The following is a 19,895-nucleotide window of genomic DNA, read 5'->3' as shown; positions in this document are numbered from 1 at the left end:
TCAATTATTCGATTTTTGCAGTTCGCGCGCCAGGTCGACGAAGCCCGCGACGCTGATCGTTTCAGCGCGTCGTGTGCCGTCGATTCCGACCTTCTCCATCGCCTCGATCGCGCCGGGCAGGCCTTTTAAGCTCGTCCGCAACATCTTGCGGCGCTGTCCGAACGCGGCCTCCGTCAGCCGGGACAATGTGCCCACCGCTACACCCGCCGGCGCGTCGATCGGTGTGATGTGGATGACCGCGCTCTCTACCTTTGGTGCGGGTACGAACGCGCGAGCGGGCACCTTCATGGCGATTGTCGCGCGGCTACGCCACTGGGCCAATACAGATAAGCGCCCATATGCAGCGTTGCCGGACTCGGCGACGATGCGATTTGCAACCTCGCGCTGAAACATCAGCGTCAGGCTGGCCCACCAGGGTGGCCAATCGGCCTGCAGCCAGTTCACCAGCAGCGCAGTTCCGACATTGTACGGCAAATTGGCGACGATATGTGCGCGCCCAGGGAACAAGTGCGGTTCGTCGACCTGCATCGCGTCGCCCTCGATCACAGTCAGACGCCCCTCCGCCGCGGCTGCAATCTCCGATAGCGCTGGCAAGCAGCGTGCGTCGCGTTCGACGGCAGTCACGTCGGCGCCTGCCTCCAACAGGGCTCGGGTGAGGCCCCCGGGTCCCGGCCCGACCTCGTAAACGGCGGCTCCGTCCAGGTCGCCCGGTACGCGTGCGATCTTTGCAAGCAGGTTGGAATCGAGAAGGAAATTCTGACCCAGGGATTTCTTCGCGGCCAGCCCATGCGCGGCGATGACGTCGCGCAATGGGGGCAGGTTCAGTGGCATTCTTCGCGCGCGCGCATCCGCCGCTCAGCACAATCCGCGGCGACCTGTAACGCCGCGACCATCGCGTCCGGACGCGCAAGGTTCTTGCCCGCAATGTCGAACGCCGTGCCGTGATCGGGGCTGGTGCGCACAATGGGAAGGCCGAGGGTCAGATTGACCCCTTCGTCGAAGTGCAGCGTTTTTACGGGGATCAGCGCCTGATCGTGGTACATGCAGACAGCCGCATCATATTTCGCGCGTGCCCTTGGATGGAACATCGTATCGGCGGGAAGCGGTCCCACGAGTGTGAAATCCTTATGCGCGAGCATTTCCATCGCGGGTCTGATGATATTTTCCTCTTCAACGCCCATCAGGCCGCTCTCCCCCGCATGGGGGTTGAGGCCGGCCACCGCGATGCGCGGATGCTCGATGCCGAAATTCTTCATCAGGCCACGCGCCGTGGCGGTGATGCGTCCGACGATCAGATCGACCGTCAGCAGCTCCGGCACACTGGCGATGCTGGTGTGCATGGTTACGGGCACGCACTTTAGCGTCGGTCCCAGCAGCATCATGGCGACGTTCTGGCTGGCGACACCGCAGCGTTCTGCAACAAACTCGGTCTGGCCCGGATGGGTAAAACCGATGGCGATCAGCTGAGCCTTTGAAATTGGCGCGGTGACCAATGCACCGGCCGCGCCCGAGCGGACCAGTCCGGTTGCGAATTCCAGTGCGTCCAGCGCGCAGCGGGCGCCCTCCAATGTCGGCTCGCCAGGGATGATCTCCTCGCGGTGTTCGACCTCGATCAGGGGCAGGGCGTGGTCACACACCTCGCGCGCTTGCGATGGCGCCGTGATGGTTTCCACCGGGCCATGCCAGCTCGTTTCCAGCGCCCGACGGCTTCCGACGGCGAAGAAGCACGGCAGGCCCCTGACCTGACGTTCAGCATAGGCCTTGGCGGTTATTTCCGCACCGATTCCGGCTGGATCGCCAAGTGCAACTGCAACGGGTTCAATCAAGAGTCGGCCCCCAAAGCCGCATCAGCGGTAATCGATAATGGCGTCGCGACGGAGGTCGCGCAGATAGCGGCGTGCCATCATGTTGACGCGCTGTTCCTCCAGCTGTGCGAACATATTGTCGAAATTTGGCCCAGCCACCTGCGCCGGAGCTTCCCGCCCGCACATGGTAAGGACCTTCAGGCCCTCTTCCAGCGAACCGAAAGGCGGGGTGGACTGCCCGATCTGCAGCTGCGTCATGATCGGCTTCAGCTGCGGTGGCAGATCACCCAAACGTATCTGATCATTATTGATCACTTCGCCGCCCAGCGAAGCAGCGACCGTTTCCGCACCACCGCAGCCGCCCATATTTTCGGTCTCCGACTGCAGGCGTGCGACAAGCGCCTGGGCCGCATCCTGCGTGATGCCGCTTGGCAGGTCGATGCTGATCTGTTTCAGGCTGAGAATCTCATCATCCTCATCGGGGGTCAGGATTTGCCGTTTGTCGATCATCGCAAGGATGACGATTTTTCCCGGCAACTGAACCGGGCGGGTAATCTGGCCCTGACCAAGTTGTGACACGATGGGCTGCAGTTCCGGGCTCAGCTGTTCCGATTGCACCCATCCCAAATCACCCCCCAATGTCGCGGTGGAGCTTTCGGAATATTGCCGGGCGTAGGCGGCGAATGACGCTCCCTGCTGCAATTGTTCCGCAATGCGTGTCGCGTTCGCCATGGCGGTCCCGGCGGTTTCCGGCGTGGTGAAGAAAACGAGTTCACCGATCCGATATTCGTCAGTACCCTTGGCCGCTTCCATGCGGGCGATCATATTCTCGACCTCGTCGTCGCCCACGTTAACGAAGGGCTCGACCTTGCGCCGCAACAGGCGCTGCCAGGCCAATTCGGCATGGATCTGTTGCTTGATCGCCATTTCGCTCGTTTCGCGCTCCGCTAGATATTCGCGGAACTGTTCCGGCGTCAGGTTGAAGTTTCCGGCTACGCGGGAATAGGCCTGATCCAGTTCCTGCTCTGAAATGACGACGTCATTTTCCGCGCTTTCCTGGATCTGCAATTTCTCGTCGATCAGGTTTCGGGCGATCTGCATCCGCAGACGGTCTTTTTCGTCTGCCTCGACGGGTGTCGGATTTGCTGCGAGGACAAGGTTGAGGCGCTGGTCGATGTCGGTGTCGGTGACAACGTCGCCATTCACGATGGCGCTGGCCTTCCGCACATTTGGGTCGACCGCGCGGCCCAGAACCGTGAAATCCTCGACTTCGCGCAAATTGGACAGGATCGGCACATTCTCAATGTCTTCTGCGGAGATTTGCGGCGCCGTGGTCTGGGCGAGACTTTGCGTCATGCCGACCGCGCCAACGGCCAAAATCGCGCCAGCGCTCATGCGAAGCGTCTTCTTGATCATTCAGGAACTCCGTGACTGAATATACGCCATGCCGGCGGACTTTGATAATTTCTTGCAGGATGCGCCCATAGCATGGGGCGAGCCCTCATGTCAGCAATCTGCCACCCTCTGGCTGAACCGGGGCTTAGCGACCCAAATTCTTCAGGGATACGCGAAACGTAAAACTGCTCCCCCGTTCGAAGTCTCTGTCGGAGACATAATCGCGTTTCCATGCGATGCTGAACTCGAAACACTCATCCTCATAGGTCAGGCCAAGCCGGTGGCGGATAGGTTCGAAACCATCGGAAATACTTAGCGGGTCTTCGGCTTCGTCCGTCAAATCGACGATCATCGATCCGAAAACAGACCAATAGCGGGCCAGCTGCAGCCGTCCGCCGGCGCGGACCTCCTCCCGATCTGCCAGATCCTCAATACCAATGTCGCGATTCAGCTTCAGATAGCCCAGCTTCAGATAATCGCGGCGACCACCCAGCGTCAGGTCGACCTCGTTGCGACGAATTTCGTAATCGTCCTTGTCCACCCGGTAACGGTGGGTCAGGTCGAACCGTCGGCCGATCCGCAACGTATTGCGCCCGACATAGTCTGAGAAATTGTCGTCCAGGCCGGTTCCGCTGGGCAGAATGGACGGCTGATCGTCCAAGCGGTAACTTTGCCCTAGTTCCGCCTCCAGCGCTACGCGCGGCAGTCTCAGGCGCCATTCCGCACCATAAGTCACGCGTGCGCCCCCCTCCCACCGGTCGTGCCCAGGGAAGCGGCTGATGTCGAAAAGGTTTGTCGATTCCAGATCTACCGAGCGGCTGTCTTCATTCGGGATGTCGTCATTCAGGCCCGTCGGCGACGCGCTGATCTGCACACGAGGGGTGATAATCTGCGTGCCGCCGAACGCCGGGCCGGCAAACGGCCATTCCACGTCCACGGCCGCTGCAGGAATAATCCGCCCGTGCCAGCCGCTTTCCCCCCGATAGATATCGAACTCGGCCAGATCGGCGTCCTCGACCCTGTATCCATCCGCGCGGACCAGCGCCGTCGCGGTAACGCGCTGACCCAGGGTGGTGAAGCCACTGGCCTTCCAGTCTGCGCCGGCGCTGAGCCGAAAAGTGTCCATGCCGTCGACGCGGGTGATGGCGGCGCTTGAGGCATCCAGGGTAAGGCGGCCACCGGCCAGTGTGCTGGCAGGCGCCCAGTTGAAATCCACGACCGGCAGCGCAATCGGGATTAGCCCCTGATCGTCGGTGGCACGAAGCCCCTGGAATACCCAACCCTCGACGCTCAGCAGGCTGTCCAGCTCCTGACGCTGCAGCCGATAGAAATTCCGCAGCGTCGTGTCGCGGCTTACGTCGTACCGACGCAGGAATGTGTCGTCGCTGCTTGCCCGCAGGCCGAAGGTCGAACTCCATTTCTCGTCATGCTGCAATTGCCCGTTGCCAAACAGGTAATATCGAAGCTCCTGTTCCCGCCGTGCCGCAGCCGCGCCGATGCGCGTTTCCTCAACGCCGGAAACGGTGACGAGGCCGCCCAGCTTGATGGGGCCATCGGCCGTCAGATGGCGATATTCGAGACCGAGAGAGGGGTTCACTTCCGTATAGAGGGTCGGCGACAGCGTCAGGTCGCGATTGGGTGCCAGATCCAGAAAATAGGGTTGTGTGACGGATACGCCGGTCGAGCGGTCAATCTTCAGATCAGGTATCAGCAGGCCGCTGGCGCGCGCATCGCCGCTGTCCGAATGGGTGAGCGTCGGCAGCCAGAGCAGTGGAATACCCAGAAATTCAAAACGGGCATCGTGATATTTGATTTTGTGCGTATCTGGGTTGTGGGTGACGCTGCTGGCCTGAATTTGCCACAATGGTTCTTTGGGGCACCCCTGCGCGTCGACAACGTCGCAGGGGGAATAGATTGCCCGGTTCAGTTCCGAAATGCCGGCGACGCGCGTTCCGTCCGCCGCAGCCAATCGGCCACCGTCTTGCAACACCAGCAGAAAGCCGTCGATCGCGCCGTCCTTCAAGGCGTCGGTAAGCTCTACTTCATTGGCGTAGATTTCATTGCCGCCGGGATCGATGACGATGACGTCGCCGCTGGCCTTCACCAGACCGGTGTTGCGTTCATAGGTGACCTGGTTGGCCGTCATCCGATAGCCAGCGCGAACCACCACCACTTCACCAACGGCTGTGACGACGCGCGTTTCGGGATCGTAGCTTAGTTGGTCGGCGGCGAAATCGATCGGCTCTGCTTCGGCGTCACCTGCCGCCGCCGTATCGACGGATTGCTTGATCGTGCCGACCGCGTCCTGCCCCAGCGCAGGCACCGCAGTGCTGGCAAGCAAAAGCGCACTTATCTTTAGAAACGCGGAAATGTAGGGATACTCCGGCAGGCCTGGCGCGTCTTCATATGGCTGCCCCCGTCGTGCGGCAAGCACGACGGTTGCGGCATGCGCCAGGCAGCGTAAGGAATGCGACGTACACAGAAGGACAAATATTTACATATGCAGATCGAATTCGTTTCCGATGCACCGCGCGAAGGCGCGGCTCTTGCCATTTTTGCCGCCAAGGATCTTGTGCTGTCGCAGGCTGCCCAGTCAGTTGACGAGGCTGCCAATGGCGCGCTGCGAAAGGCTGCGCGCGCCGGGCGTTTCACGGGCGGAGAGGGAACCGTGCTCGAGCTGCTGGATGGAGCAGGGACGAACGCGAGCCGAGTCGTCGTTTTGGGAACTGGCGAGGCTGGCAGCGGCGATGCGGCGCGGTGGGAAAAGATCGGCGCAACACTGGCCGGTCAGTTGATGCGCTCTGGCGAAACGCGTGTGGTGGTGGACATGGGCGGTCTCTCTGATCTCGGCCTGGACCGCGACGAGGCGGCGGCGCATCTGGCGCTTGGGCTGGCGCAGCGCGGCTATGCCTTCGATCATTACTTCACGAAAAAGGCCAAGACGCAGCAGATCAGCCTGGAGACCGTGCAGATTGTCGGCGCCGGTGATGCCGCCGCCGAAATGTGGGTCGAGTGGGAAGGTGTCGCAAAGGGCGTCGCCTTTGCAAAGGACCTCGTGTCCGAGCCGCCCAATGTGGTCTACCCGATCAGCTTCGTCGAACGCATCAAGGCCCTTAATATTCCGGGTCTGAAGGTGGATGCGCTGGACGAGGACCAGATGCGGGAGGCGGGCATGAATGCCCTGCTGGGGGTCTCATTGGGATCTGAACAGCCCGCACGATTGCTCGTCATGGAATGGGACGGCACGGAGGGCGACCAGAAGACCAGCCATGTCTTCGTCGGCAAGGGCGTGACGTTCGATTCCGGCGGCATCAGTCTGAAGCCCGGCGCCGGCATGGAAGACATGAAATGGGACATGGGCGGGGCAGGCGCCGTTGCCGGTACCATGGTCGCTCTTGCCAGCCGCAAGGCAAAGGCGCGGGTCATCGGCATTTGCGGTCTTGTTGAAAACATGCCCGACGGTCGCGCGCAGCGGCCTGGCGATGTCGTAACCTCCATGTCCGGTCAAACGATCGAAGTCATCAACACCGACGCCGAAGGACGTCTCGTACTGTGCGATGCCCTGTGGTGGGCGCAGGAAACCTACAAGCCGGAGGTGGTTGTCGACCTCGCCACGCTGACGGGCGCCGTCATCATCGCGCTCGGCCATGAACATGCCGCCGCCTATTCGAATGACGATGGACTGGCCGGCGATCTGCTAAAGGCATCGGCGACAAGCGGCGACAAATTGTGGCGCATGCCGCTGGCCGAACGGTACGACAAGCAGATCGACAGCCAGATCGCGGACATGAAGAATGTCGGCGGCAAGGATGCCGGCTCCATCACTGCCGCTCAGTTCCTGCAGCGCTTCGTGCAGGATGGCGTCAAATGGGCGCATCTGGATGTGGCGGGCACCGTGTGGGCCAGCAAGGCGATGAACCTGCACGACAAGGGCGCCACGGGCTTTGGTGTGCGCCTGCTCGATCAATATGTCCGGGACGTTCTGGAAAGCTGATCCCACTGATGGACGTCGGCTTTTACCATTGCACCCGGGCGGCGCCGCTGACCGTGCTGCCAAAGCTGGCGATGAAAGCGCTGGAGGCCGGGCACCGCGTTCTTGTGAACGCGCCCGACCCCGCGCAGGCGGAGGCCGTCGACGAGCATTTGTGGACCTTCGACCCCGGCAGCTTTCTGCCCCACTGTCGGGCGGGCGGCGAATATGACGCGGACCAGCCACTACTGATCGCCGACAGCTTCGACGCGGCCCATGGTGCGGATCTCGCCATAGCAATGGGGGCAAGACTGCCGGGTTCGGACGCGCAATTTTCGCGCGTCCTCTACCTGTTCGACGGCGGAGACGAAGAAGCGGTCGCGACTGCGCGCAGGCATTGGAAGGCGCTGTCGGCGCGCGATAACGTCTTGGCGACATATTGGGCACAGGAAGAGCGGGGCTGGCAAAAACGCGCCTAGGGTTGGCAGGGGCGCCGATATGCTTGCAAATTTGTGCGGCGCACCATATTCCGCGCGTCAAATTCCATCATATTTAACCTTCGGAGACCCGCCATGGCGCAGGAACGTACCTTTTCGATCATCAAGCCCGACGCCACGCGGCGCAACCTGACCGGTGCCGTAACAAAGAAGCTGGAAGATGCCGGCCTGCGCGTTGTTGCAAGCCGCCGTGTCAAGCTGACCCAGGCACAGGCAGAGAAGTTCTATGAAGTTCACAAGGAACGTCCTTTTTATGGCGACCTCGTCAGCTTCATGACCTCCGGCCCTGTCGTCGTTCAGGTTCTTGAGGGCGAAAACGCGGTGGCCAAGAACCGCGAAGTCATGGGCGCCACGAACCCCGCCGATGCAGAGGCCGGCACGATCCGCGCCGAGTTCGCAGAGTCGATCGACGCGAACAGCGTGCATGGTTCGGACAGTGCCGAAAATGCCAAGCTCGAAATCGACCAGTTCTTCACCGAAGACGAAATCGTCGGCTGAATAACAGGATGATGCGGCCCCATTCCCCGGCTCGTCACCGGGGAATGGGTCACGTTTTAAAGCCAGCGTAGCTTACGGAATATCCATAATTCCAGCAGCATTATGGCAGCCATCGCGCCGGTTACGATCCAGAAGGCGTCATTGTCGGCGACGCCTGGCATTCCGCCGACATTGATCCCGAACAGACCGGTCAGAAATCCCAGCGGCAGGAAAATCGCCGCCACGATGGACAGCACATACATGTTCTGGTTCATCCGTTCGTTCTGCCGATTGGTCAGATCGTCCTTTGCCACCAGCGCGCGCTCTCGTATCTGGTCCAGATCCTCAAGATAGCGGTCGAACTGGTCGGCGCTTTCGCGCATCAACAGACACTCATTCTGTGCCATCCAGCCTGGCGGATAGGCCAGCATGCGTTGCATCGCGCTAACCTGCGGCGCCATGTAGCGCCGGACGAAAACCAGATCCTGACGCAGCTCTGAAACCTCTCCGCGCAAATCGTCGATGTCGCCATCGTCGATCCGCCCTTCGATAGATTCCATGCGTTCTTCATATTCATCGATTGCCAGTCCGACATAGTCGATGACCCTGGATATCAAATGTTCGAACAGCACAGGCGCACTGGTGGGTCCAAGCGCCTCCCCCAGCAGTTCATCCAGCACGACGCGCGGTGTCCGCAAATATTCGTGACGCAGGCTGATAACGCGGTCGCCGTCACACCAAAGGCGCATGGCAACCATGTCCTCGGGCTCCGCCCCCTCATTCAAATTGATCCCCCGCAGGATCACCACATAGCCTGATTTGCCCTGAAAGGTCCGCGGCCGGGCGGATGGATCAAGCAGCGCCTCGATCGTGATCGAGGTAAGGCCGCTTTCCTTTTCCAGCCATTCGTGCACGCGCGGGGAGCCGGCGTCGACATGGATCCACAGCGGACCATGCGTCGCGTCCCAATTTGCAATGTCGGCCCAGTGCAAAAGCTTCCCACCGCCAACCCCGTCCATCTGCACGGCAAACAGCAGGCCATCTTCTTCGGGAACGTCGTCGGCGCGCAGCGTAGCGGGTACAGAATCACTCATCACCTATCCATGATACTGATTGCCGCGTGGCGCAAATCGCGTGATGCTTGGCCGCATCTTGGGAGAGAGCAAATATGGCAACGCAGCCACGGGGCGACAGCCCGCTATTCGATCCATCGCAATCGGAACTGTGGACCAGTCGTAGCTGGCCTGACCTGTTTACGGCGATGCGCGCCGCCGATCCGCTGCATTATACCCCGGAAAGCCCTTATGGCGCCTATTGGTCGGCGACGAAGTACAAGGATATTCAGGAGATCGAATCGCTACCGAAGATCTTCTCATCCTCCTGGCAATATAGCGGCATCACGATCGCCGACGCGCCTGAGGAGATCCAGGACGAGGATCGCATGCCCATGTTTATTGCCATGGATCCACCGGAACATACGCCGCAGCGGCGTACCGTCTCGCCGAAGTTCACCCCCTCCGGAATGGCGGCGATGGAGCCCGATATTCGCCAGCGGACAGCGACGCTGCTCGAGTCCCTGCCGCAGGGGGAGCCGTTCGACTGGGTAGACCGTGTGGCAATCGAACTGACGACGCAGATGCTGGCTCTGCTGTTCGACTTTCCGTGGGAACAGCGCCGCAAATTGACCTACTGGTCGGATTGGGCCGGCAACGTCAACGCCGCGCTGGACCCCGAATCCGCGAAACAGCGCATGAACGTCATGTACGAGATGGGCATGTTCTTCGCCGGCCTGTGGGAGATGAAGAAGACGCAGGAGGACGGCGACGATTTGATCAAGATGATGCAGCGTTCCGAAAGCATGGCGCACATGCCGGAGCGAATGTTCATCGGAAACCTTATTTTGCTGATCGTTGGCGGGAATGACACCACGCGCAATTCAATGACCGGCATTGCCCGCATCATGTCCCTGTTTCCGGCGGAATGGGCCAAGCTGAAAGGCGAGGGGGAGGGGTCAAGACTGGTCAAGAACGCCGTTCAGGAATTGATCCGCTGGCAGACGCCACTGGCGCACATGCGGCGCACAGCGGTCGAGGACTATGATTTGCGGGGAAAGCGAATTCGCGCAGGGGACAAGGTGGTCATGTGGTACGTCTCCGCCAATCGGGACGAAGATATTTTCGAGGATGGCGACCGCTGGATGCCCGATCGCGAAAATGCCCGCCGCCAACTTGCCTTCGGCTATGGCATCCACCGATGCGTCGGCGCGCGCCTGGCAGAGATGCAGTTGACGATCCTGATCGAGGAAATGCTGAAGCGCGACATGCGCCTTCTTTGCGAAGGCGAGCCGGAACGCGTCGCCTCGCCGTTCATCAATGGTTATCACAAGCAAATGGTGACGATGACGCAGAGTTAGAGCGCCGCAAAGCCACTATTCAGGTTTGATTTTAAAGGCTTTCCGCCATCTCGCTAAGCTCCAGCCAGCGATCCTCCGCTGCGGCAAGGTCAGCACGCAGCTTTTCGAGGGCACTGCCCAGCTTCAGCGATGCCTCCGCGCCATCCTTGTACAGCGCCGGATCGGCCAGTGCCGCCTCGTGCACGCGGATATCCTTTTCCAGTCCGGCGATGCGATCCGGCAGGGTCTCAAGCTCGTGCTTGTCCTTGAACGTCATCCTTTCTTCGCGCTTCACCGGAGCGGCGGGGGCGGCAGAGGATGTTTTTGCCTTTGGACGTTTGCGTTCGCGGCGCTTCTCTTCCCAATCGGCGAAGCCGCCCGCAACGACGTCAACGTCGCCGGACCCGTCGAGGCCAACGACCATGGTCACGGTCCGGTCGAGAAAGTCCCGGTCATGGCTGACAAGGAGGACCGTGCCGTCATAGTCGGAGATGACTTCCTGCAGCAGGTCGAGCGTTTCAAGATCCAGATCGTTCGTGGGTTCGTCCAGCACCAGCAGGTTGGAGGGACGAGCGAATTCCCGCGCCATTAACAGCCGGGACTGCTCACCGCCGGACAAACTGCCGATCTCCGCGTCGATATAGGATCGGTCGAACAGGAAATCCTTCAGATATCCGACGATATGCCGTTGTTCGCCCCGCACATCGATCCAGTCGGTGCCGTTGGTCAGCAGGTCGCGTACACGCGCACGCGGCTTCAACAGGCTGCGCTGCTGATCGATGGTGATGCCGGTCAGCGTCTTTGCATGTCGCACACGGCCGGTGTCGGGTTCGATCTCTTTGGTCAGCAGTTTCAGCAATGTCGACTTGCCAGCGCCATTGGGTCCGACCAGCCCGATGCGGTCACCGCGTTGCAGCCTCAGGTCCAGCGGCTTGATGATTTCCCGGCCGCCATAGCTTTTCGAAATCCCCTTCGCATCGATGACGATCTTCGCCTTGGCATCGTCGGATTCAAGCGCGAGCTTTGCCTTGCCGACCTGTCCCAGCATCTCGGCCCGCTGCGCGCGCAGATCCCACAGCTTTTCCAGGCGGCCGACATTACGCTTGCGCCGCGCCGTAACGCCCTTCACCAGCCACGCCGCTTCCTGCGCCAGCTTCGTGTCGAGCTTGGCCGCCGCGCGGGCATCCTGTTCGATGACCTCCTCGGTCCATGCCTCGAAGCCGCCAAAGCCGATATCGGCGCGCCTCAGCTTGCCACGGTCCAGCCACAACGATGAACGGGTCAGGCGCTTCAGGAATTCGCGGTCATGGCTGACCGTGACGAAGGCGCCGGAATAGCGCTCCAGCCATCCCTCCAGCCATTCGATGGCGGCAATATCCAGGTGATTGGTGGGTTCGTCGAGGAGGAGGAGGTCGGGTTCCGATGCCAGCGCGCGAGAGAGCGCTGCCCGCCGACGCTCGCCGCCCGATGCCGTTCCTGCCTGGCGATCCAGATCGATTCCCAGCTGGTCGGCAACGGCTTCCACCTCATGTGCGGCGGGGGCGTTCTTCCCGTGGAGCGCGAAATCGCGCAATGTATCGAATGCGCTGACATTGGGGTCCTGCAGCAGGGTGACGGTTTTCGTCCCTGGTCGCTGCTTTCGCTCACCCTCATCGACCTCGATTTCTCCGGCGATCAGTCGAAACAACGTGGTCTTGCCCGCGCCGTTTCGGCCTATCAGTGCCAGCCGGTCACGTTCGCCAACAAACAGATCAAGGTCGCGAAATAGCCATTCGGTCCCCTGATTCAGACCGACGGATTCAAGAGATACGATTGGGGCTGCCATAAAGGTTGCGCTAGGTTCAGAACCTGTTCAGTGCAACAGTGCCAATGGCATCAAATCTGATCCGAGGGTATTCGCGCGTTCCCACCATGGCTGTCCTTTCCATCTTAATCGCTTTTGGCGTTTCCCTTGCCGCGTTCGGTGGTCAGGCAATGGAACAGGTGAGTGATCAGGATGCCGCGCGCGCAGGCGCACAGGCAGGCCGCCTGATGAACTTCGGCGAATTGCGCGACCGGGTGGGCGCACGGGTCGGCGGACGCTTCCTCGGCTGCGACTGCAATCCCGACGCCGCACGTTATCGCATGCGCTTCATGCGCGGCAATCAGGTGATCGAGGTGGACGTGGACGCGCGTAACGGCGATATCCTTCGCACCCGCGAATAGAAATAGCAGGAGGCGGCGCGCATGCGCATCTTGATTGTCGAGGATGAACCTACGCTCGGTGAACAGCTGAAGGAAACGCTGGAGGGGGCCGGCTATGCCGTCGACCTCGCGACCGATGGCGAGGACGGCCACTTCCTGGGCGACACGGAAAGCTATGACGCGGTGGTTCTGGACTTGGGCCTGCCCGAAATGGACGGGCTAACCATCCTGGATAAATGGCGGAAGGCGGAGCGGGACATGCCTGTCCTCGTTCTCACGGCGCGAGACAGCTGGTCGGACAAGGTGGCAGGGCTCGATTCCGGTGCTGACGATTATTTGGGCAAGCCCTTCAAGATGGAGGAGTTGATTGCGCGGCTGCGGGCGCTCATCCGCCGTTCGGCTGGGCTTGCGTCTTCCGAGCTTGAGGCGGGTGATGTGCGGCTGGATACCCGTTCGGGCCGGGTGACGAAGGCGGGCTCGCCCGTTCGCTTGACGGCACAGGAATATAAGCTGCTCAGCTATCTGATGCACCACAAGGGCAAGGTGGTCAGCCGAACCGAGCTGATCGAACATATTTACGATCAGGACTTCGATCGGGATTCCAATACGATTGAGGTATTCATCACGCGCATCCGCAAGAAACTCGGCGCGGACCTGATCGAGACGATCCGCGGGCTTGGCTATACGCTGGACGACCCGGACAGCCGGGCGGCCTAGCGTCAGTGTCTCTCCCTGCATGACGGCGGGAAGACCATTGCCGCTATGCTGAAGCGTACGCTGCCTGCCGATACGCGAGCGCCCCGGCCTTTCGGACGCCACTCCCTTGGACGGCGAATGCTGGGCGTCGCGGCGATCTGGGTGGGCGTGATGCTGCTGACCGGTGGCTTCATTCTGGACCGCACGGTCCGTTCCATCATCGCCAGTAATTTCGACGATCAACTGGAAAGCAGCCTCGACACGATGATCGGCAGCGCCGAACTGTCGGAGCAGGGCGAAGTCAGGTTTGATCCGCCACTGTCGGATCAACGATATCTGCAAGTTTATTCTGGCTATTATTGGCAGATTTCGAGGGCAGGGCAGCAGCCGTATCGCTCGCGCTCGCTGTGGGACGGGGCGCTGCCGGTGGACACCTCCACTGCCAAGAAGGGAATGCAATTCCAGGATATTTTTTTCGGCGGTGAGATGCTGCGGGTGGTCGAGCGGGATGCGACTCTGCCCGGGTCGCCGACCTTGTTTCATTTCCAGATTGCCCAGGACAGGACGAAGCTGGACGCGCAGTTAAGGCGGGTCAGGGTCACGGTTTTGATCTCGCTCGGCGTTCTTGGACTTGGCCTGCTGATCCTGTCCGCACTGCAAGCGATTTACGGATTGCAACCCTTGCGCAGGGTGCGGGCGGAAATCGCGGCAGTGCGATCGGGATCTGCGCAGCGGGTGGCGACAGACTTCGTATCCGAAGTTGCGCCGCTGATGCATGGTATCAACCAGCTATTGTCGGAGGCGGAGGAACAGGCGGAAGATGCCAGGCGCCATGCCGGCAACCTTGCGCATGCATTGAAGACGCCGATGGCCATTCTGGTCAATGAGAGCATGGGAAAGGACACGCCGCTGGCCGCCGTCGTTCAGCGCCAGACCGGGTCCATGCGCCGCCATGTCGATTATCATCTGGCCCGTGCACGAGCGTTAGGGCGCCGCGGCGCTCTGAATATGAGAAGCCCCGTCTGGCCGAGCCTGGAAGCGCTGCGGCGTACGGTTGAGCGGATGTACCCGGGGCAGGTGACCATCGACCTCGACGGGGATCGCGATCTCGATTTCCTGGGGGAGCGGCAGGATCTGGAGGAAATGGTGGGTAATCTGATCGACAATGCTGCAAAATATGGCGGCGGGCGCGTTTTCGTCACCCTGTCGACGGCGGGTGCTGACATGATCGTGATAGAGGTTGAGGACGACGGACCTGGCATCGCCCCGGAAAAGCGGGACGCGCTCTTTCAGCGCGGCGCCCGCCTGGATACAGATAAGCCCGGAACGGGTCTGGGCCTCGCCATCGTGCGCGATGTTGCGGAGATCTACGATGGCATGGTCGAACTGGGAGAGAGCGAGGATCTGGGCGGCGTTTGTGCCCGCCTGATACTGCCCCGCGCCGCGCGATAGCGGCACTGCCACGGGTTGCGAGCACGGACGCTAGCACTCTCCGATTGGCTGGGGACAATGCAAAGCGAAGCCTTGAGCGTAGTCCAGACCCAGTGATCTGAGATGCGGGATCAGCTCATCCAGTTCGACCGACTCGGCGATGGTGCGCATATTCATCGAACGCGCGACCTTGGCTACGGCCTCGACGATAATCTTACCCGCCGGCTGATCGACAGTGGCGTTGACGAACTCACCATCGATCTTCACGAACTGCACGGGCAGGCGGCTCAAATATGAAAACGATGCCATACCGCTGCCAAAATCATCCAGGGCAAACCTAAATCCGATATCTACCAGCCTCTGCATCGCCTCGGCCGTGCGTTCGATATTATAAATGGCAGCAGTTTCAGTCACTTCGAAGCAAATCTGGGATGGAGAGATCAAGGGATACGCAGCCAATGAATCCTCGACAAAATCTTGAAATCCCTGCGTACTCAGGGTCATTGCCGAGATGTTGATGAAATAGCATGTGCTATGGCGCTGCTCTTGTGGCTGCACCTGAAGGTAGGCAAACGCCTTGCAGATGATATGTCGATCAAGTTCTTCAATTAACCCGTAGCGTTCAGCCGCCGGGATAAATCCGGCAGGCATGATGATCTCGCCACTTGGATCGCGCAAGCGTGCCAACACCTCGTAGAACACCGGACCTTCTTCTTCGGCAGACTGTAGTGCAAACATTTTTTGGGCATATAGGCTGACGCGATCTTCCCGCATTCCCTCTTTCAAACGCGTGACATTGTCCATGTCCCGCTGCTGCTGACGCACTTCTTCATCGCTTGCGGAACTGATCTGGACACGATTTCTTCCTTTTTCCTTCGCAAGGAAGCAGGCCGCATCCGCCAATCCCAAGGCAGATTCGAACGACATTCCATCCTGTCCTTCGAAATTCGCCACCCCGATACTTAACGTGACGCCGTATCGTTTCCCCCTCCAGACAAAACGAATATCTCGGATCGCCGCACATAAGCGGGTGGCCAGGACAGTCGCATCCTTCGAACTGCAATTGCGCCTTACCAGAGCGAACTCATCGCCGCCCAGACGAGCCAGGAGATCGTCTCCGCTATTGCAATGCGACTTCAGCGTCTCTGAGACCTCCATCAAAAGCTTGTCGCCGGCAGCATGGCCGCAACGGTCGTTCACGATCTTCAGATGGTCGACATCCATGCAAAAGAGCGCGTGGGTCCCAGGTTCGTCTATTTGTTGCGTTAAACGGGCAAATTCCCGCCGATTGTAGAGCCCGGTCAATGGGTCGTGTGCAGCCTGGTAGATCACCTTCTGCGATAGAATATGCGCCTCGGTGACATCGTTTCCCTGAACGAAGATGCCACTAACCTTGTTATTGGCATCATGTGTTGGTTGGTAGATCAGATCGATGTGCCTTTGCTCCAGGTCACCGCCAGACATACGCTGCAGCTCGATTGGCATGGCGCGACCGATGAACGGCACTCCTGATGAATAGGCACTATCTAGCTTATCCAGGAAACCTTGCTCGACAATTTCCGGCATGACATCGACCAGCCGTCGCCCAATGACCCTTCGGTGGCCGACCAGCTGGTAATATGCATCATTGGCCAGTTCGAAGACGTGCTGTGGCCCTCTTAACACGCAGATGAAGCCAGGGGCTTGCTGGAAAAGTCGGTGAAGCCTTTCTTTTTCGCTCACTAGAATATTCTGCACACTACGCGTCCAACGCTGGATGTCGCCGCGCGTCCTCGGATACGGCATCGCGTCCTGAATGCTCTGATTGGCGCGACGTAAATATGTCAGTTCGGTAATATCTTCCGGACAGTGAAGAATGCCGAGCAGGGCACCATCGCTTCGAAGGAGCGGAACGTTGGACACGGTCCAGTGACGTTCCTGAAGACCGGGATGGTCGGGAACCGTCGTGGCATACTGCATATGGGGAATGTGATGAGCTTTTCGGGTGGTCCGCACCCAATCAAAGGAGTCCCGAAGTGTCTTTGTCTGCAAATTGTCCGACCCGGGGAAAAGTTCGAATATCCTCTGACCAACCATCGCCGCCCGCTTTACGTGGGCGACCTGCTCATAGGCAGCGTTGCAAGCCAATACGGTCAGATCGCAATCAAGATGCATTGCCGGGAACGGCGCCATTTCGAAGGAAACTCGAAACTCATCCTCCGTGGTGATTTGTCCCATTGCCTTTTCCTCCCCCCGAGTAATTGGCACTAAGGCATATTCAAGAGCGTTTTAAAAGCCTTGCTCATAAGGCTTTTTTTGCGCTGCAAGGCTTATGGGCCGGGGGCGGGGTTCGTACTGTCGGTGATTTTCAAGACAGGCCGTAGCGGTTCAAGGTACGAGCTTCGCTGCCCCGCTTGTGCCCGCCATTAGCCAACCGCATGCACGGCAGAACGGCTGACTGAATGGCAGGCTTAGGTTCGATCCGAAATCAGGTTCAGCGGCACCGCGACACATGCCCGGCAAGTAATCTAGAATGTTACGCTTCGACAACTTCTGGAATTATTCCCTTTTTGGGGATCACTCTCTCAGCTTTGCAGCGAAGAATCGGCTGCTTTCCTGCCACAATCTTTCCCAGCTTGAATGCTGGATCAGGTCATGGGCCTCGCCCGGCAGGATGACTGTCCGAACGTCCACACCCTTATCGCTCAGCTTTTGGTGCAGATCGATGGTTTCTCGCACGTCGACGTTCATGTCGCGATCACCGCTGACCAGCAGGACGGGGGATGTCCAGCCGTCAATGGCACCCAGTGGCGAGGACTGGAACGCCAGGGGCCTGTCGGCCTCGCCGACGCCAAACAGTTTGCTCGGGTTCTGGTGGCCCGGCGTTGGCGAAGGCCAGCTCCAATCGTAAACCCCGTGCACTGCAACGCCCGCGGCGAACAGATCCGAATCCCGGGCAAGAGCCTGGGCCGTCAGCAGGCCGCCATATGACCCACCCCAAATGCCAATCCTTTCAGGATCGACATCCTGGTGCTGTTCAAGCCACCTGCCTGCGCCAAGCACGTCGGCATATTCCGACGCGCCGCGCCAGGCGCGTCCCGGCGCTTCCCGGAATTCGCGGCCATATCCCACGCCGGAACGATAGTTGATGCTCACGACCAGATAGCCGAGTTCGGCCAGACGCCGGTTCATGGCGAAATCACCGGCGTAATAACTGCCGAAATGAAAAGCCGGAAACATCTGCCGAGGCGGTCCGCCATGTACGTAGATCAACGCGGGGTGTGGGCCCTCAGTTGAGGGGCGAAATAGCTGTGCCGGAACGGTGGCGCCGTCACTCGCAGTGATCCGAACCACTTCGGGCGCCGGGGCGGCGAAGTCGTGCGCGTAGCCATAATCGGCGGGAGCTTCGGCAAGTTCAAGATTTCCTGAACCCAAATTCAGGATTCGCAGCAGCGGCGCATTCTCCTCGTCGCTTCCCGTAAAGGCGACGTAGCCCCCGTCTCCGACGGTGCGCGCCAAACCCATGACGACGTCGTCGCCGGGAATTGCACGCTCTTGCGCAGTCGAGACGGTGATCCGTGACAGCTGGCGAGTGTCGATGTTCTCGCAATTATGTATGACGAAGAGACTGTCGGAGGCGACAATCTCGCTTTCGGCAACTTCACAGTCTGTCGGCGTGAGCGCGCTAGCGGGTCCGCCCGACCGAGGGATCGCATAGAGCCGGGCCCAGCCGTCTTCCTCCGAGCGGACGACGATATTGCGGTCATCTGCCCACCTGAGATGTCCCTCCGGATCGTCCGACATCTGGCTGCCCGCCTTGCCGTCCGGCTCATACAGCGTTCGGACTTCCCCGGTTTCCAGATCGACAGTTTCCACGGCGAAGGCCTGATTTTCCGTCAGGTCATATGAAATCGTGTGTTCGCGCGCAGGCCAGCGGAGATAGGCGATCGTTTGGCCATCAGGTGAAAGCACGGGGGAACTCAGGCGATTTGGCCCAGTGACCAGCCATTCCACGCGGTCGGCGCCAAGTGTGTATTTCCCTAAGAACGACCAGCCGCCGCGATCCTGTACGAAAAACAACGTCTTTCCGTCATCCGACCACAGTCCTTGATTGAAGCCCGCGCCACCCGGAACAAGAACGGTCGGCTCTGACGAGGGGTTTTCAAGATTGACGGCCCAGAGGTCATTTCCCTGGCGGTAAAGCATCCGCTTACCGTCTGGCGAAAATTTAGGGTTGAAGCCGACGCCGATCTTGATCGGCTTTGCACCGGCCTTCGTCTCTATCAGCCAGAGTGTTGCCGAAGGCGCCTCTATCAGGTCCGCAGGATTGAAGGCTTCGCCGCTTCCATTGAACGGCACCCCGGTGTGAAACGCTACATATTCACCGTTTGGCGCCGTAGCGATACTGGTGATCGGTTGCCCATCCACATCGGACTGACTGAAGAGTTTGACTGCCTCGAAATCGGGCGCGCGCGCAAACATCAAGCTGCTGTCGTTACCCTGACGCATCAGCCATGAAAGGGCCGGCGCGTCCGCAGCGCTGATGTCGGTTGCCATGGGGAAATCAAGGAAGTCCCCCTCGCCACTGACCTGCGCCGAAAGCGGCGAGACCATGAGCAGTCCCACAAGCGCAAGACCGGTTTTAATTGCGGCCATTTTAGTCCCCTTTTCGCTCGGCAGTTTGGGGGGCATTCGCATGTTAAAATCCCCCGGCCTTAATAAACTAGTTAATGCCCAAACCGGGCGCGGCTAGTAAGGCCGACCCGTTCGGGCCGATCTAAGCCTGATTAGAGAGGTAGACGACCTTGAAGGAGTTTTGTCAACGCTGGGGGGGTCGGCAGGAAAGACATTGTCTGGTGGCGCCTGATCGCTCGCCGATATCCATGCCGGGCAGGGGGCTTTACTACCTGCCGAATAATCGCCTGAAAGCACGGATTTTCAACGATATGCGGCAGCATAGGACGCTCGGCTGGATGCCCCGTGAGGATTCGAACCTCAATTGACGGAGTCAGAGTCCGCAGTCTTACCATTAGACGACGGGGCAATGCCGTGAAGGCGCGCGATATAGG

General features: G+C 59.9%; 15 protein-coding genes and 1 tRNA gene. 7 read left to right on the top strand and 9 right to left on the bottom strand.

The window, feature by feature from the left end; genetic code table 11:
- From rsmA to ACSMXM_RS05850, 4 genes are all read right to left on the bottom strand, one after another.
- Window positions 1-831, bottom strand: a complete 831-nt coding sequence (gene rsmA / locus ACSMXM_RS05865) for a 16S rRNA (adenine(1518)-N(6)/adenine(1519)-N(6))-dimethyltransferase RsmA (protein WP_460314801.1) — start codon at window positions 829-831, stop codon at window positions 1-3.
- Window positions 822-1,826: a 4-hydroxythreonine-4-phosphate dehydrogenase PdxA gene (pdxA, locus tag ACSMXM_RS05860; protein WP_460314799.1), complete on the bottom strand. Its 1,005-nt coding sequence runs from the start codon at window positions 1,824-1,826 to the stop codon at window positions 822-824. The genes rsmA and pdxA overlap by 10 nt, the downstream gene beginning before the upstream one ends.
- A gap of 21 nt (window positions 1,827-1,847) precedes the next feature.
- Window positions 1,848-3,221 (bottom strand): peptidylprolyl isomerase, encoded by a 1,374-nt coding sequence (locus ACSMXM_RS05855; protein WP_460314798.1) that lies wholly within the window; start codon window positions 3,219-3,221, stop codon window positions 1,848-1,850.
- A gap of 124 nt (window positions 3,222-3,345) precedes the next feature.
- Window positions 3,346-5,541 carry an LPS-assembly protein LptD gene (locus ACSMXM_RS05850; RefSeq protein ID WP_460314796.1) on the bottom strand — a complete coding sequence of 732 codons (2,196 nt, stop codon included), beginning with the start codon at window positions 5,539-5,541 and terminating at the stop codon, window positions 3,346-3,348.
- Between the two features lie 159 nt (window positions 5,542-5,700).
- On the opposite strand from ACSMXM_RS05850, the gene ACSMXM_RS05845 reads away from it, so the two are divergent.
- From ACSMXM_RS05845 to ndk, 3 genes are all read left to right on the top strand, one after another.
- Complete coding sequence (locus tag ACSMXM_RS05845; protein WP_460314794.1) at window positions 5,701-7,194, top strand: leucyl aminopeptidase; 1,494 nt, start codon at window positions 5,701-5,703, stop codon at window positions 7,192-7,194.
- 8 nt (window positions 7,195-7,202) lie between these two features.
- Window positions 7,203-7,649 carry a DNA polymerase III subunit chi gene (locus ACSMXM_RS05840; RefSeq protein ID WP_460314793.1) on the top strand — a complete coding sequence of 149 codons (447 nt, stop codon included), beginning with the start codon at window positions 7,203-7,205 and terminating at the stop codon, window positions 7,647-7,649.
- A 93-nt stretch (window positions 7,650-7,742) separates the two neighbouring features.
- Complete coding sequence (gene ndk, locus ACSMXM_RS05835) at window positions 7,743-8,165, top strand: nucleoside-diphosphate kinase (protein WP_460314791.1); 423 nt, start codon at window positions 7,743-7,745, stop codon at window positions 8,163-8,165.
- A 56-nt stretch (window positions 8,166-8,221) separates the two neighbouring features.
- On the opposite strand, the gene ACSMXM_RS05830 is transcribed toward ndk, so the two are convergent.
- On the bottom strand, window positions 8,222-9,238 hold the full coding sequence (locus ACSMXM_RS05830) for a zinc transporter ZntB (RefSeq protein WP_460314789.1): 1,017 nt from the start codon (window positions 9,236-9,238) through the stop codon (window positions 8,222-8,224).
- A 74-nt stretch (window positions 9,239-9,312) separates the two neighbouring features.
- Here ACSMXM_RS05830 and ACSMXM_RS05825 point away from each other — a divergent pair, with 74 nt between their 5' ends.
- Window positions 9,313-10,557, top strand: coding sequence for a cytochrome P450 (locus ACSMXM_RS05825; RefSeq protein ID WP_460314787.1), 1,245 nt, complete (start codon window positions 9,313-9,315; stop codon window positions 10,555-10,557).
- Between the two features lie 31 nt (window positions 10,558-10,588).
- Here the strand turns inward: ACSMXM_RS05825 and ACSMXM_RS05820 are convergent, their stop codons facing one another.
- Window positions 10,589-12,361, bottom strand: coding sequence for an ABC-F family ATP-binding cassette domain-containing protein (locus ACSMXM_RS05820; protein ID WP_460314785.1), 1,773 nt, complete (start codon window positions 12,359-12,361; stop codon window positions 10,589-10,591).
- A gap of 44 nt (window positions 12,362-12,405) precedes the next feature.
- On the opposite strand from ACSMXM_RS05820, the gene ACSMXM_RS05815 reads away from it, so the two are divergent.
- The 3 genes from ACSMXM_RS05815 to ACSMXM_RS05805 are packed head-to-tail and all read left to right on the top strand — an operon-like array spanning window position 12,406 to window position 14,868.
- Entirely contained in the window at window positions 12,406-12,741 is a 336-nt protein-coding gene (locus tag ACSMXM_RS05815; protein ID WP_460314783.1) for a PepSY domain-containing protein, read from the top strand.
- Between the two features lie 21 nt (window positions 12,742-12,762).
- The gene (locus ACSMXM_RS05810) at window positions 12,763-13,437 is read left to right on the top strand and encodes a response regulator transcription factor (protein WP_460314781.1); all 675 of its coding nucleotides are present in this window, start codon (window positions 12,763-12,765) and stop codon (window positions 13,435-13,437) included.
- 45 nt (window positions 13,438-13,482) lie between these two features.
- A complete protein-coding gene (locus tag ACSMXM_RS05805; protein ID WP_460314779.1) occupies window positions 13,483-14,868 on the top strand; it encodes an ATP-binding protein in 1,386 nt (461 codons plus the stop codon).
- Between the two features lie 30 nt (window positions 14,869-14,898).
- Here ACSMXM_RS05805 and ACSMXM_RS05800 read toward each other — a convergent pair whose 3' ends face one another.
- The 3 genes from ACSMXM_RS05800 to ACSMXM_RS05790 all read right to left on the bottom strand — a co-directional run bounded on the left by ACSMXM_RS05800 (window position 14,899) and on the right by ACSMXM_RS05790 (window position 19,870).
- The gene (locus tag ACSMXM_RS05800) at window positions 14,899-17,064 is read right to left on the bottom strand and encodes an EAL domain-containing protein (RefSeq protein WP_460314777.1); all 2,166 of its coding nucleotides are present in this window, start codon (window positions 17,062-17,064) and stop codon (window positions 14,899-14,901) included.
- Window positions 17,065-17,403: 339 nt separating this feature from the next.
- The gene (locus ACSMXM_RS05795; protein WP_460314775.1) at window positions 17,404-19,482 is read right to left on the bottom strand and encodes a S9 family peptidase; all 2,079 of its coding nucleotides are present in this window, start codon (window positions 19,480-19,482) and stop codon (window positions 17,404-17,406) included.
- Between the two features lie 314 nt (window positions 19,483-19,796).
- Window positions 19,797-19,870 (bottom strand) — tRNA-Gln (locus ACSMXM_RS05790).
- Window positions 19,871-19,895: the final 25 nt, after the last annotated feature.

The organism is Pacificimonas sp. ICDLI1SI03 (assembly GCF_054740865.1).
The sequence above is the reverse complement of the archived record's forward strand: the minus strand, read 5'-3'. Positions and strand labels throughout refer to the sequence as shown.